This is a genomic window from Sphingomonas sp. P3_C6 (assembly GCF_056402595.1).
Window position 1 is genome coordinate 21,169 of record NZ_JBFUHB010000005.1, and the last position, 14,667, is coordinate 35,835.

7 protein-coding genes are annotated in these 14,667 nt (G+C 63.8%); 2 read left to right on the forward strand and 5 right to left on the reverse strand.

What is annotated here, in order from left to right; translation table 11 throughout:
- Positions 1–67: 67 nt before the first annotated feature.
- Positions 68–862: a DUF6454 family protein gene (locus tag AC1DT7_RS07855; protein ID WP_478035380.1), complete on the reverse strand. Its 795-nt coding sequence runs from the start codon at positions 860–862 to the stop codon at positions 68–70.
- A 555-nt stretch (positions 863–1,417) separates the two neighbouring features.
- The gene (locus AC1DT7_RS07860; protein ID WP_478035381.1) at positions 1,418–4,552 is read right to left on the reverse strand and encodes an arabinofuranosidase catalytic domain-containing protein; all 3,135 of its coding nucleotides are present in this window, start codon (positions 4,550–4,552) and stop codon (positions 1,418–1,420) included.
- Positions 4,553–4,902: 350 nt separating this feature from the next.
- On the opposite strand from AC1DT7_RS07860, the gene AC1DT7_RS07865 reads away from it, so the two are divergent.
- Positions 4,903–8,121: a glycoside hydrolase family 2 TIM barrel-domain containing protein gene (locus AC1DT7_RS07865; RefSeq protein ID WP_478035382.1), complete on the forward strand. Its 3,219-nt coding sequence runs from the start codon at positions 4,903–4,905 to the stop codon at positions 8,119–8,121.
- 85 nt (positions 8,122–8,206) lie between these two features.
- On the opposite strand, the gene AC1DT7_RS07870 is transcribed toward AC1DT7_RS07865, so the two are convergent.
- Both AC1DT7_RS07870 and AC1DT7_RS07875 read right to left on the reverse strand, forming a co-directional pair.
- Complete coding sequence (locus AC1DT7_RS07870) at positions 8,207–9,592, reverse strand: glycoside hydrolase family 43 protein (RefSeq protein WP_478035383.1); 1,386 nt, start codon at positions 9,590–9,592, stop codon at positions 8,207–8,209.
- An 81-nt stretch (positions 9,593–9,673) separates the two neighbouring features.
- The gene (locus AC1DT7_RS07875; protein ID WP_478035384.1) at positions 9,674–12,604 is read right to left on the reverse strand and encodes a TIM-barrel domain-containing protein; all 2,931 of its coding nucleotides are present in this window, start codon (positions 12,602–12,604) and stop codon (positions 9,674–9,676) included.
- Between the two features lie 134 nt (positions 12,605–12,738).
- Here AC1DT7_RS07875 and AC1DT7_RS07880 point away from each other — a divergent pair, with 134 nt between their 5' ends.
- Positions 12,739–13,809 (forward strand): LacI family DNA-binding transcriptional regulator, encoded by a 1,071-nt coding sequence (locus tag AC1DT7_RS07880; protein ID WP_478035385.1) that lies wholly within the window; start codon positions 12,739–12,741, stop codon positions 13,807–13,809.
- 85 nt (positions 13,810–13,894) lie between these two features.
- Here AC1DT7_RS07880 and AC1DT7_RS07885 read toward each other — a convergent pair whose 3' ends face one another.
- A complete protein-coding gene (locus tag AC1DT7_RS07885; RefSeq protein WP_478035386.1) occupies positions 13,895–14,629 on the reverse strand; it encodes an SDR family oxidoreductase in 735 nt (244 codons plus the stop codon).
- Positions 14,630–14,667: the final 38 nt, after the last annotated feature.

Sequence of the window (14,667 nt, forward strand, 5' to 3'; positions counted from 1 at the left end):
GGTTTCCGTCTCGAATGGCCTCTTGTAGCCACCATGCGTCACGCCCGCGATTGAAATGCCTTCGGCGTCAGGCATCGAGCCTGAAATGAAACAACCGGCTCGGACCATCTTCCGGAATGACGAAAAGATCCCGGCCCTTCAGCGTCATGCCCTCGCCGGTATAGGATTGGGCGCGGTCGGTTGCTCCCGCGCGCAGTGTCCGCACGACTTTCATCGAGGGCCAGTCGATCCAGTCGATCGCGCCGCTGAGCGGCGTCAGATACCCGCTCGCAACAAGCTTGCCATGGACGAACTTCATGTCCTGATAGTTGGTGCCCGAAGGGTTGGGTAGGACCCGAACCTGTTCGCCGCTGCGCAGATCGAAGACGTACAGCCACTGGCTGCCCCAATTGCCCGCGACGATGCTATGGTCCGACACCGCTACGCAACCGAGATGGTCGGCAACGTGGATTTTTCGGCGTAGCTGCAGCGTCTCCATATCGATCTCTTCGAGCACGGCCGAGCTGTTCGGCTTATATTCCGCAACGGGAACCCAGATCGAACCGCCGTGGAGCGAAATGCCACCCGGATGATATCGCGCGCCGTCCGTCAGCTCCAATCGTCGCACGAACCTGCCGGTGGCCCGGTCGAACTGGTGGATATAGCCCTTGCTGTTCGCGATATCGACCGATGTGACCCAGATATGCCGGCTGTCCAAATCGACGCCCTGGACGTGGAACAGTTCGCCTTCGAGCTTCAGGATGCTCCGAAGCTTGGCATGCTCGATCCCGTCGGCGGGTTCCTGCTGCGCGGTTGCGGCCGTCAGGCTCAGCATCAGCAAGGAAAGGGCGGTGACAAAAGACCGTGTGACTTTGCGGATCATCTGATGTCGCCCCCGGGGCCTGGCACCCGTGCGCCCGCTAGCACCGCCATGAGACGGCAATGTGAAACCGGTTCGGTTTCTCTGGCGACGCAGCGACATGTCCGAAGGTCGCCCGGGGAACGCTCAGGATCTCAGCCTGTTCGTCGAAACCAGCCGCTTGACCGCCACCAGGATCAGGCTGCAACTCGATGGGTTGACCGGGACGCAGAATATCTATCGTCGGCAATTATATTCGCCGGACCGTTCCACAATCCTGAGCCGGCGTGAGATCTGGACCATAAGGACGCCGATGACAGTCGCCGTCTCCGTTGACCGGACATTTTAGGCATTTGAAAACTGGACCAAGGATGGCTGGCCGATCGAAGGCGGGCGCCATGCGTCCGTACCGGGCGAGGACGCTGAGCGCGACTGATCGCAGATCAGATCATGCTATTCCTCGCCCTTCACCGTCTCGACAACGGGGGGCGTCTCGCCACGGCCCCCCTGTATTTGATAGCAGCATCCAGTGGCATGCGACGCCGGACATCTCCATAAGGTCATCTGGCTGTCTCAGCCTCACTGGCGGGCCTTCGCCTCGGCATACAGGTTCGCCGTGCCCGGCGTGGGCAGCTCGGCCGTCACCGGCGCGCCCGCGCCATGGCCGCGGGCCAGCGGCGTGGCGAGGGTGATGCCGCTGCCCGATATCTTCGTGCCCGTGGCATGCGGGCGACCCAGCGGTTCGGTGACGGTGATCCGCGCGCCCGCGCGCCCGCCCTGGGCCAGCTTGATGACCGCGTCCTCGGCATCCGCGCCGTCGCCGATGGTGATGGTCTGCCCCGCGCTGAACCCGACCGTGCTGGCGACGGGGATGACCGTTCCGCCCTGCTCGCTGGCCGCGCTCGACACGGTCGCGCCCGAGGTGCCGATGGCGGTGATGACGGCGCGTTCTTGCTCGGCGGCCGCGCCCACGGCGATCACCTGGCCGGGCACGAAATCCACCACACTGGCCACGCGGATGCTGGTCGCGCCTGCCACAGATCCCTGCGGCACGCTGGTCGCCGGCTGAACCCTGAAATCCGCACATAGGCTGTCGCTGTCGGCGCCGTCGGGGAAGCGGCCCACGCTGCGGTCGGGCGCGCCCGGTGCGGAGGCGGCCAGGGCCGTTGCCGGCGCGCTCGGGCCGGAGCCGGCGCCGGGGATCACCGCGATGCACCCACCCTGGTGTTGTAGGCCCTCAAGGGTGGCGATCTCGGGCGAGGTCACTGCGCCGCTGGCGCTGGAATTGCCCTGCTGCGATCCATAGACGATGGCGTCCACCAACACCTTGCCGGTGGGGTCGGCGAGCGCGATCGACCCGCCCCGGATCGAAAGATCGCCGCCGAACCATTGATTGGGCCGCGGGCCCTGATAGCCGTCGGTCGTTGCCGCCGGATTGACCAGCGGCGCGCCGTACGCATGAGCGCGGGTGAGCGGTCGGTCGAGCGTGATGCCGCTGCCCAGCGCCTGCACCGCCTCGCCGCTGCTGTGCGCGAAGCGGGTGGCGGGGGTGAAGCTGATGCCCGTGCCCGGTCCGGCGACATCGACACCCTCCATGTTGTCGAACTTGAGCGGCTCGGACAGGGTCACGCCCGTCCCGTCGGCGCCTGGCGTGCCGACCGCCACGACCTTGACGTGTTCCAGCCGCTGGCCGGTGCCGACCGTCAGCATGTCGCCCGGCGTGATGGTGGAAACGTCCGCCACCTTGATCACCGTCGCGCCCGCTTTCGACCCCACCGGCAGCGTGGTCTGCGTGCCCGCTTTGCCCACCGCGGTCACGGTGACGATCTCGTGATGTCCGCCCGCATCGATGCCGATCTTCTGACCCACTGCGAAGCCGGCCGCGTTCATCACAGGAATGTTGGTGGATCCCGCCGGCACGGTCAGCCAGGGGCCGGTCGATACCGGAATGAAGATCGTCGTCGGCACGGTCGCCGCCGTGCCGACGCTCTTCACCACCCGGCTTTCGCGGTCGATGCTGATCTGCCGGCCCGGCGCGAACCCGCCGATATTGCGCACATTGATGGTGGTGGCGCCCGCCGCCGCCGGCGCCGCCAGCCCGGAGCTGGCCAGGCCGAGCACGTAAAATCCCCTCGGCGCCAGGGTGGTCCCCGCCGGGATCGTCGCCAGCGGCACCGGGGCAAAGAAGGTACGGGTATTGGTCAACTGCCAGGCCGAGATATCCACCGCCCGCGCGGAAGCGTTGTAGAGTTCGACGAACTGGTTGGTGGCGTTGCCGCCGCTGGCGAAGCGCACTTCGTTGATCTTCACCGGCTCGGCGCTGCGCACGCGCTGCAGGCTGGTATCGGCCAAGGCGCGGCCGTCGCTGTTCCAGTTCGCTCTGGCGGTCAGGAAGCCGGCACTGGTTCCGGCCGGTGCGGTGACCTGGAACGTCGCGCTCACGCTTTCGCCCGGCGCGACCGAGGCGAAGCTGGCCGGGGTGGTGGCGCGGGCAGTCCATCCCGCCGGAACGGTGGCAGCCAGCGTCACGGCCGATGCCGCCGCGCCGGTGCTGTTGGTGAAGGTCGCGGTGACATCGCTGGTGCCCGCGGGCCGGAAGCTGGTCAGCCGCGATTGGGTGAGCAGCGGCACGCCGTACCGAGCCGCCACGATATTGGCCTGCACGGCATCGGTGATGGCATTGCCCGGCTGGCCGGCCGTCATCACACCTTCATAGAAGGTGCCGGCCGATCCGTTGCCATTGTCGCCGCCATTACCCATCTGGATGGCGCCCTTCTTGTGCATCGGGAAATAGGCGTTGTTTTCCCGCGATCCCGGCCGCTCGCCTTCGTAGAAGGTCTTCAGCCCGCCCGACTGCGCATCGCCGCCGCGCAGGCTCCAGAAATTGCGGCCGCCGCCGCCGAACACGCCGGTGACGAAGCGCCAGTCGATCGACGGATCGGCCGCGTTCACCCCGGCATTATAGCCGGAGAACAGGCCGGCTTCCATGTCGGACATGATCCAGGGGCCCTTGCCGGCGCCGCTGCCCCAGCCGCTGGAATTGCCGAAATAGACGCTCTCCATCGTGCCCGTGCCGACAGCCAGGCCGTTGGTGGAGGCGTTGCCATAGTTGAAGCAGCACCCATTGCTGAAATGCTTGCCGTCGACCACCACATGGATTCCCGCCGGCTCGTCGTCGATCGGCAGTTCGCGGGCGTTGTTGTTGCGAAAACCCATGCCCGGCATGATGTACACGCCATATGCCTTGTGCCCGGCAATGGTGATCGGCGCCATGTCGGCGATGGGGTGGGCGTCGAATGCGCCCTTGGCCGGGCCGGGATAGAGCGGGCCCGGGGGCGCCTGGTACAGGTGGTTACCCTTGCCGGACTGGTCGTAGATCCGCGTGATGAAGCACAAGGTGCCGGCGCAGAAGCGGTCCTGCGCGGCGGCATCGGCATAGCCGCCCGCATCCGCCACCGGCACGTCGCGCGGCTTGACGATGCCGATGTCGAGCATCCGCCCATCGGACTGGCGCTGGATCTGGTAGAGCGGCCCGTCATAGCTGGACAGCAGCGCTCGCGTGGTGCTGTGCGCGGTGACGCAGGGCGTGCCGGCCGCATTGTACAGGTCGCACGGCCCCTGCGGGCGGGCCGGGGCCGCCAGGGCCGGGGTCGCGATCAGACCTGCCGCCAGGGAGGTTGCGGACGCGAGCATCACTGCCTTGAACCTGGTCATGTCGTTTCAGCATCCCTCGCTACTATCGTCCGCGTGAACCGCACGGATCTTATACTCGGACATATCGATCCCGGCCGTCATCGCAATCGCGAATCGCGAATCGGAGCAATGTGCGACAATATGTTCAGCCCAACCGCCAGCGACATGGTGATATGCCGCCCGATCAGGCGGAGATCGGCCAGGTTCAGTTGCAGCGTGTCTCGAAAGGTCCACGGATTTCCTGAGCCGGGGCGAGGACAGGGGATGCATCCCCTGCCAAAGACGGTGCATTACCGCCGCTGGGAGAAACCTCCGGCCCATGATAAGTACCCGGACAAGTTGCGAAGCGATTGAATAGGGGGATGCTAAGGATGCTTGCGGTTCGTTGGGTTGTACTGGCCCTTCTCCTTGTCTCCCCGGCGACCCAGGCGCAGAATCGGCCGGCCGTGCCGCTTGCGCCCCAAATTGACGCCGCCCGGCCCGACTGGGAAAACCCGGCCATTTTCGAACGCGGCAAGGAGCCTGCGCGCGCCACCGGATTTCCCTTCGAAGATCGCGCGCGGGCGCTTGCCGGGGATCGCACCGCATCCAGCCGGTTCCTCTCGCTCAACGGCAAATGGCGGTTTGCCTTTTCACCCAATGTCGAGGGCGCTCCCGCGGATTTCTACCGCGATGATTTCGATGTGTCGTCCTGGAAGCAGATTCGGGTCCCCGCCGACTGGCAGGCGGAAGGCTATGATCAGGCCCGCTACAACAATATCACCTATCCGTTTCCCGCCAACCGGCCCCTTATCCCGCACGACCGTAATCCGGTGGGTTCTTATCGCCGCGACGTCGATGTGCCGGCCGACTGGTCCGGCGACGATGTATTGCTGCATATCGGCGCGGCGGGTTCTGCTTATTATGTCTGGGTGAATGGCCAGCAGGTCGGGTACAGCGAGGACAGCAAGCTTCCCTCCGAGTTCAATGTCACCCGTTTCCTGCGGCCGGGGCGGAACAACATCTCGATGCGCATCTATCGCTGGTCCGACGGATCCTATCTGGAGGACCAGGATTTCTGGCGCGTGTCCGGTATCGAGCGCGAAATATTCCTGATGGCCGCGCCGAGGACGCGAATCCGCGATTTCGCGGTCCGGGCCGGGCTCGCCAATGACTGGCGCGATGGTACGCTTGATGTCGCAGCCAAGGTCCTGTCGGGGCAAAAGGCGTTGACCGTGCGCGCAACCCTGCTCGACGGGGCGAAGAGCCTGTTACGCCGCACCACGATGGTTCGACCGGGCCAGGCCGAGCAGACAGTAAGGATTGCCGATCGCCTCGTCGGCGTACGGCCCTGGTCTGCGGAGACGCCGAACCTTTATACGCTGCTCCTCGAGTTGCTGGACGATCATGGGAACGTCCTGCAGGCGACCGCGCAGCGCATCGGCTTTCGCGACGTGGCAATCCGGGGCGGCCAACTGACGGTGAACGGGCGACCGGTCTATATCCGGGGCGTGAACCGGCACGAGCATGATCCCGATACCTTCCATGTCATCTCGATGGACTCGATGCGTCGGGATATCGAGATGATGAAGCGCAACAACGTCAATGCGGTGCGCACGTCGCACTACCCCAACGACCCCCGCTGGTACGACCTCGCGGACGAATATGGCCTGTACGTCATGGACGAGGCGAACATCGAATCGCACGCCTATATGGAAATGGGATGGAAGGGTGACGCGGAGCGCGAACTCTACCAGCTCGGATACGACCGCGCCTGGGACGCGGCCCATGTTTCGCGCGTCGCCAATATGGTGGAGCGCGACAAGAATCATCCATCGATCATCTTCTGGTCACTGGGCAACGAGGCGGGTACCGGGCCGGTGTTCGAGAAGGCGGCGGCCGAGGCCCGGCGACGCGATCCTACCCGACTGATCAGCTATCTCGGCTTGGGCACGCTGTCGGGGCCCAAGCCCGACGCCTATGCCGATATCTTCGCGCCGATGTACTACACCGTCGACCAGACGATCGACTATGCCCATGACAGCCGTTACCCCCAGCCACTGATCCAGTGCGAATATTCGCACATGCAGGGGAACAGCGGCGGTAACCTGGCCGACTATTGGGAGGCGATCTACGCCAATCCCAAGCTGCAGGGCGGTTTCATCTGGGACTGGGTGGACCAGTCGATGCATGCCCGCGACGAGAATGGCGAACCTTTCTGGGGGACCGGCGGCATTTACGGCCCCAATCCTGGCGGTGACATCGAGTTCGGCGATGGATTGATCCAGCCGGACCGGACACCGAACCCCCATCTGTTCGAAATGCGCAAGGTCTACCAGCCGATCGCCTTTCGAGCGCGGGATGCCGCCAGCGGGCGGTTCACCGTCCTCAATCATCACGACTTCCGCAATCTGTCCGACTTCGATCTGGGCTGGATCCTGATGGAAGACGGTGTCGAAGTGGCGCGGTCGAGCCTGCCATCGATGGACGTGGCGGCACGGTCGGAGGGCGAACTGTCCATCGCGCTGCCCGAAGCCCGAAAAGCCGGGCACGAATATGTCGTGACGCTCACCGCGCGGGCGCGGGGCGGGTCAGTGCCACTGGTAGCCGCCGGTCATCTGATTGCGTGGGACCAGTTCGTGTTGCCGGCCGTAGCGGCGCCGGAAACGCCCGTGGTGGCAGGAACGGTCGATGCGAGCGACCACGACGGAAAGGTCACCCTGACTGCGGCCGGGACGGTGCTCACGATCGACCGGGGGACGGGTCTCATCGACTATCGCAAGGACGGGCAGGTCGTTCTGATCGGTGGGGCTCCGAACTTCTACAGGGCAGTGACGGATAACGATATAGGAACAGGGACCGAGCGGACGCACGACATATGGAAAACGGCGTCCGCCGAACGCAAGGTGGAAGCGGTGACGGTGGAGCGAAGCGGCGGCGATGTCGGCGTTCGCGTCCGATTTGCCATAGGAGGCGCATCTGCGCGCTTCGAAAGCCGCTACATGATGCGCGGCGACGGCAGTGTTGGCGTCGACGGGCAATTCACACCGCTGGCAACCGGATTGCCCGATCCGTTGCGCATCGGCCTCGCTTATACGATGCCGATCGCCTTCGACACGGTCGAATGGTACGGCAAAGGCCCGCATGAGAGCTATTGGGACCGGCAGGCGGGGGCCGCGCTAGGGCGCTGGACGGGCGCCATCGCTGATCAGAATCATGATTATATGCGGCCGCAGGAGACTGGAAATAAGGTCGGCGTGCGGTGGCTGAGCGTGCGCGGACCCAATTTGCCCGTGCTGAACGTGACCGGACAGCAACCCCTGTCCGCCAATGTCCTCGCTTTTCCCTATGCGGATCTGTCCCGGCGGCCGCCAGGCACACGCCGCAGCAGCGACATCGTCCCGCACGGCGAGGTCAGTGTGATGATTGACGCGGTCCAGAGCGGGTTGGGCGGCATCGACAGTTGGAGCCCCCAGGGCAGGCCGCTGCAACGCTATCGAATCCCGGTGGCGCCACTTCATTATGGCTTCACGCTGTCGATCGGCACCGGCGCCGTGGCGGGGGGAGATGGCAGGCCGGCGACCGCTACGGCCACGCCGATCACGTTCTGAGGATCGTCCCAAATCGGGGAAAGCCATTTGCGGTGGTCCCGCGATTAAACGGCGGCCACGGACCGGCCGCCGCCGTTCCAGGCGATCATGGGACGAACTGCCAATAATCGAAGTCGAACATCGATCTCTCGTTGCCTCCCTTGAATGCCATGTAGAGGTCATGGATACCGGTCGCGTTGGAAACGGTGGCGGTCTTTTCCTGCCATTGTCCCGGCACGCCGGTTTCGCCGACTGGCAACGTACCGATCAACGGCCCGTCTATGCGGTCCAGATGAAGCTCGATCGATGATTTGGGGGTGCCGTTCGCGACGCGGGCAATGAATTGCTTCGCACCGGCCTTGCCGAAATCCACGCCTGCGACCTTGATGTAGCTCCGATCGGTGACGCGGGTAACATAGACGCCGGTGCGCTCATCCTGCGTGGTGGTGACGCCCGGCGCCCAGGCATAGGGACGGTCGCGATCGCGCTTGATGCGCGAGGTCCAGGCGATCGTCTCCGCCTCGACGCGACGATAAGGGTCAAGCGTGCCGAGTTGGGGCGCACTGGCCTTGTCCCACCAGCCGAGGTTCGGAATGGTCCCGTCGGCATTATAGTCGAACTTGGCGACGGTCACCGATCGCCGTTCGTGGTGGATCGGCGTCAGCGCGAAGTTGAGCTCATAGTTGAACCCGAACACATACGACCCGCCCTTATAGTCGATGATACCGGGATGATTGCCGGTGGCCCGCTTGTCATGGTCCATGATGGGGCCCTTGTAGGTCCATGGCCCGGTCGGCTTGTCGCTCATCGCATAACCGATACCTTCCGAGCAGCAGGTCGAGGCGAAGCCCATATAATAATGGCCTTTGCGCTTATAGAACCACGGCCCTTCCTGATAATCGGTGATACGGGGCTCGATCTTGGTTACGGGGCCGGCATAGGACACCATGTCCTTGTTGAGCTTGACGTACCAAAGGTCCGGATTTCCCCAGTAGAGATAGGTCTGCCCGTCGTCGTCGATCGTCACGGTCGGATCGATATTGTCGCGTCCCGGCGCAATCAGCGGCTTGCCCAGCACATCCTTGAACGGACCGGCCGGATTGTCCGCCACTGCCACCGCGATAACGTTCTTGGGCGACCCGGCGACGCTGATCGGGACATAGAGATAGAATTTCCCGCCGCGCTCGATCACCTGCGGTGCCCAGGCGTCATTGCTCTGCACGGCCCAGGGGAAGGTCTTGAGCGAGGCGACCACGCCCCGGTCCGTCCAGTTGACCATGTCGGTCGAACTGTAGAGCCGCCAGTCGAGCATCTTGAAGCCATCGGCGTCGTCCTCGTCATGGCTCGTGTAGAGATAGACGACGCCGTCATGCACCAGCGGCGCGGGATCGGCGGTAAAGCGGGTCTGGATGATAGGATTGTCGGCGCGTGCGGCGCCGAGAGGAACACCACAGGCGAGCATCGCAGGCACGAGCAGCAAACGCTTCAACATCGTCTTTCTTCCTACATAAAAAATGCCAACCGGCTACGCAGCGGGCCCGACTGCGCGACAATCCAGGCCTCGAGCGCTTGATCAAAGGCGAACGATGACGGTTTTGCCGGTATAGGTGACCTGCCTGCTGGGCGGTATCGCGCCGGTGCCGCCCTGAGGCGCGCCACCGACAAGGACGATGTTCAACGTGCGTCGCTGCACCAGGCCCGGGAAGCTCCCGTTCCGCGCACCGATCGTTAGCGTCCGCGCGCGGTCGTTCCAGGTCAGATCATAGGTCGCCCGCTGCCCTTTCTCATAGGCATAGGTTTCATTGTCGTCCTCATAGACGGTGAACCTGGCGTCGGCGCCCGGATAGACACGCACCTCATAGGGTGCCTCGGGTGCCTGGGTCGCATATTGAACCTCAGGCCCCATCGGCACGATCGAGCCTGCCCGCACATAGAGCGGGAGTATGTCGAGCGGTGCCTGCCGCGTCACCCGCTCGCCGCCCGCGAAGCGCTGGTTTGTCCAGAAATCATACCAGCCGGCTCCCTTGGGCAGATATGTCTCCACGGCAGTGTTCAGCGCCGGCGCGGGGGCGTTCAGCGCCTGCCGCTCGCTCGGCAGTCGCCAGGCGAGACGCAGCACGCGGTTCCCGTCGATCTGATAATAGTCGATGCCGACCTTGACCGCTTGGCCCTTGCTGAACCGGACGACGGTGCCTTTGTAGCGCGCGGCGCCTGCTTTCCAGTCCTCCACCACTGTCTTGCCGTCGAGCTTCAGCCGATAACCGTCATTCCCCTCGATCCCGATCTCATACTCGCCATCCTCGGGGGCGATCAGTGTTCCTTCCCAGCGGGCCGAGAAGTGCGACAGGCTGGAAAGTCCGGCGGGTATTTCAGCCAGGGGCGGATCGGGCCAGTTGTGATCGACCTTCTTGTCGACGAAGCGGCTCTTCGGCGTCTCGAAATTCTCGCCTTCGAAATATTGGCCCGCCAAGCCCGGCTGCCCGTCCGGGGTGCGGAGATAATCGCTCGGGATGGTCGCGGCGGGCGGCGGCAGGATGTGGTACATCGCCCGCGTCACCGGATGGACCAGAAAGGACGGGCCGAACATGAAGCTGTCGTCGATATGGTCGGTCGCGCGATCGTCGGGAAAGTCCATCATCAGCGGCCGCATCAGCGTATAGCTGTCCGATGTCACCTTCCAGCTCAGCCCATAGATATAGGGGAGCAGGCGATAGCGCAGGCGCGTGCTGTCCAGCAGCGAGCCATAGACCTGCGGGTCCATCGTCTTGAATAGATAAGGCTCGCGCTCGACGTTGGTGCCATGGATACGCATGATCGGGTTGAACGCCGAAAATTGCAGCCACCGCGCATAGAGCTCGCGCCACGCCGGGTTCTTTTCGCCGCCGGGAAAATCCGCGACAAAAAAGCCGCCAGTGTCCTGGGTCCAATAGGGATTGCCCGTCACCGTCACGTTGACGCCGTCGGCTACCTGCTGCTGCAGGGTCTTCCAGCTCGAGAAGATGTCCCCGCTCCATGATGCCGCGGCGGTTCGTTGCGCACCGGCCCAGGCCGATCGGGTCAGCGTGAAGACGCGCTTGTCGTTCGCCGCGCGCTGGCCGTCATAGGTGCCCTGCGTCGTCAGCAGCGAATAGGGATTGAGATAGCGCGTGAAATCGCCGAGCGCGTTGGAACCGAGCGCCTTGGTGTCGCGGATATTGTCCTGCGCGTTCCACATCGCGCTGCTGACCTCGATCTCGGTGCCGTCCATCCACAGCGCGTCGACGCCCTTGTCGAGCAGGCCGGACTTGATGTGCTTGAAATATATCTGGCGGCCGAGCGGGCTATAGGCGTCGTAGACCCGGGCATGCTTCGATATCCAGTGCACCGGCTTGAAACGCAGCCCATGCTCGTCAAGCTCGTGCGCCAGCGCCGTGTCGTCGCCGATCGACGGCCAGATCGACACCATCAGCTTCATGTTCATGTCGTGGACCTGCCGCGCCATGCCGACGGGATCGGGATAGCGGGTCGGATCCCACGTCATCCCGCTCCAGCTGCCGTCCTTGTCCGAACCCCAATATTGCCAGTCCTGCACGATGTAATCGAGCGGGAAGCCTTCCTTTCGAAAGGTACGCGCGACGTCGAGCAACTGGTCCTGCGTCTTGTACCGCTCCTTGCTCATGAACAGGCCGAACGCCTGTTTGGGGTACATCGGCGCCTGGCCGGTCAGCGCGCGATAGGCGCCGACGACGGCGTCGGGCGTGTCGCCGGCCATGAAATAATAGTCGACCCCGCCAGGCGCGCTTTCGGCCCACATCGAGGCGCCGCCGGCATCGTCCTTGAACCGCATCTGGGAATAGTCATCCCAAAGCACGCCGTAACGACGAGACGACATCAGTACCGGGATGATGATCCCGACATTGGTCTGGACGAGCAGCAATTCCCTGCCGCGCCGGTTGCTATGCTCCTCGGCGTTGAAGCCCAGGCCGTATACCGCCTCGTCCGGGCGAAGGGTGAAGGCATTGCTCGCCTCCATCGTCGGTGCGCCGGATATCGTGACTTTCTTCAGTGTTTGCGGAGCGTCCGCCTTTTCCTCGGTATAGAGTTTCCCCGAAGCGTCGAAGAATCGCAGCGCGCCATTGGCCTTGCTCACCTCGATGCGAAGCTTCGCGCTCCTGATCGTCAGTCGATCGGCTGTCTCGGCGATCGTGAACTTGATCGGCTGCGGCTTGCCGATCACCGCCAGGCTCGGCGCGGTCCAGTAATTCTCGCCCAGATTGGCATTTATCCTGACGATTGCCGGACCGTAGAAGATCAGATTCTTGGTCAGCCCGCCAACCCGAAGCTGCACACCCTCGCGCAGGCGGGCATAGGCGAAGCTCTTTTGTCCCGGTATCGCAATGGCTTGAAGATGGCCTCTCGCATCAAGGCCGGTATTCGACGAGGGTGCCGTCTGAGCAGCAGATCCGTGGGCGGCACTCAGTGCCAGCAAGGCCGCGGACAGTGCTGCGTTTCGACCCATCACCATCGCGATCCCCTGGTTCCCATGCACGATCGGGCTTGAGCCCAATATTTCCGAAAACGTTTACGGCGAAGGCTGCGACAATATCAATCCGCATTTGAGCTTGCATCCGATCGGTAGTTTCCTCCCAGATGCTCAAGATGAACATTCGTGCCCTTGCCAAGCACCTCAGCCTGTCGATCGGCACAGTGTCGCGGGCACTCAACGATCGTGGAGAAGTGAGTGCAGAGACGCGTCGGCGTGTCACCGAGACCGCTGCCGCCCTCGGCTACACGCCCAATCAATCCGGTCGCTCGCTGCGGCGAGGCCGGACGGGCACGGTCGTCTTTGTCCTGCCACTTACGACGGAAAGCGGGCTTTATGGTGACCCGTTCTTCATGGCCGTACTGGAGGGAGTGCAGCGCGAGCTCGAGCGTGAGCAACTCGACCTCATCGTATTGCCGATAAGACGGGACCAGGATGAGCTGGAGTTCATCCGGCGTCACCTTGGCAGGGGAACCGCCGATGCGTGGCTGCTGGCCGAGGTCAAGCGTGAGGATGAGCGGATCGCGTTGCTCGAGGCACGCCATGCGGCGTTTGTAACGTTCGGCCGGAGCCTGACGGCTGGCAGCCATCGCTGGCTCGATCTCGATGTCGAGACGGCGACGAGGCAGGCAATCCGGCGATTCATCGATTCAGGTCATAGGCGAATCGGCCTGATCACCCCGGGACGTGACGTGAATTTCAGCGACATCGTGGTGCGCACATATCGGCAGACGCTGGATGAGGCTGGTTATACGGCGGACAGCGAGTTGGTGTACCGCGGGGATGTGGATGCACTGGCCAGCGCCGTCGCGACCAGCCGGTTACTCGCTCTCGATCGCCCACCGACGGCAATCTTCGTCATGAGTGAGAATGGCCCGGTCGGCGTTTACGCCGGATTGCGCGCGCATGGCCTCGAACCGGGCAGGGACGTGGCGATAATAGGGTCGCGCGATACACCGGCTTGTGCCGCCCTTGATCCGCCGCTCACCTGTTTTTCGGTGAATTTGCCTGAACTGGGCGCCCGTTTGGGCCGGATGCTCCTCGACGCCATACAGAACCCCGCGGAACCATGCGGCAATGGTCTCCTCTGGCCTTTGCGCCTGATCGAGAAAACGAGCGATCGATGCGCTCCGGATGCTTCGCTGCCGCGTCCCGGACGTGATGGTGCCGGACATGATGGTGAATGAGACGCGGCGTGGCCCCCGGTGGCCGATGCGAAGTGAAGCTGGGAAGGGAGCATGTCGCGCTGATCGATGGACTCGGCGCGCGCGATCAGTCCTGTGCGGTTGGGCGGATGACGATGCTTCCCACATCGACCTCGGGCGGCTGATCGATCGCGTAGAGAATGCCTCGCGCGATCGCATCGGGTGAGATCGCGATTGCCCCAAGACGTTCCCCGATCATTTTCTTCGTCGGTTGATCGGTGATGCCGTCTCCGAAATTCGTGGCGATCATCCCGGGAGACACTTCGGTCACGCGAAGGTTCGGCCCTGCCTCTTGCCTCAACACCTCCGTGGCGGTGCGCACGGCGTTCTTCGTCGCGGCATAGACCCCCATGGTGGGAACCATCTTGATGCCCGCCGTGGAGATCACGTTGATCACATGCCCGCTCTCCTGCCGTGCAAACACGGGAAGGGCAGCGGCGATGCCATAGAGCGTGCCGCGCAGATTTACGTCGATCATGGCATCCCAGCCCTCGACGTCCAGCGCGTCGAAGCGGGAGATCGGCCCGATCCCAGCACAGTTGATGATCACGTCGAGCCGGCCGCCGCGTTCGACCGCGAATGCGACGAGTGCTTCAAGATCGTCCCGCCGGCGGACGTCGGTCACCTTGCACACCGCGTTTCCCCCGCTGGCGGTGATTGCCTCCACGACCGCGATGAGCGCATCCTCGCGGCGCGCTCCAAGCACGACGAGCGCGCCATGTTCGGCCAGCAGCGTCGCCGTCGCCCGGCCTATTCCACTGCTCGCGCCCGTGATGGCGACAACCTTATTTTCGATACCCATCGTCAATCTCCTCGCGACGGAGATAGGCACTGCTTTGA

Coding starts and splice junctions, on each gene's coding strand:
- AC1DT7_RS07855 (WP_478035380.1), bottom strand. CDS start 862: ATGATCCGCAAAGTCACACGGTCTTTTGTCACCGCCCTTTCCTTGCTG.
- AC1DT7_RS07880 (WP_478035385.1), top strand. CDS start 12,739: ATGAACATTCGTGCCCTTGCCAAGCACCTCAGCCTGTCGATCGGCACA.
- AC1DT7_RS07865 (WP_478035382.1), top strand. CDS start 4,903: ATGCTTGCGGTTCGTTGGGTTGTACTGGCCCTTCTCCTTGTCTCCCCG.
- AC1DT7_RS07885 (WP_478035386.1), bottom strand. CDS start 14,629: ATGGGTATCGAAAATAAGGTTGTCGCCATCACGGGCGCGAGCAGTGGA.
- AC1DT7_RS07870 (WP_478035383.1), bottom strand. CDS start 9,592: ATGTTGAAGCGTTTGCTGCTCGTGCCTGCGATGCTCGCCTGTGGTGTT.
- AC1DT7_RS07860 (WP_478035381.1), bottom strand. CDS start 4,552: ATGACCAGGTTCAAGGCAGTGATGCTCGCGTCCGCAACCTCCCTGGCG.
- AC1DT7_RS07875 (WP_478035384.1), bottom strand. CDS start 12,604: ATGGTGATGGGTCGAAACGCAGCACTGTCCGCGGCCTTGCTGGCACTG.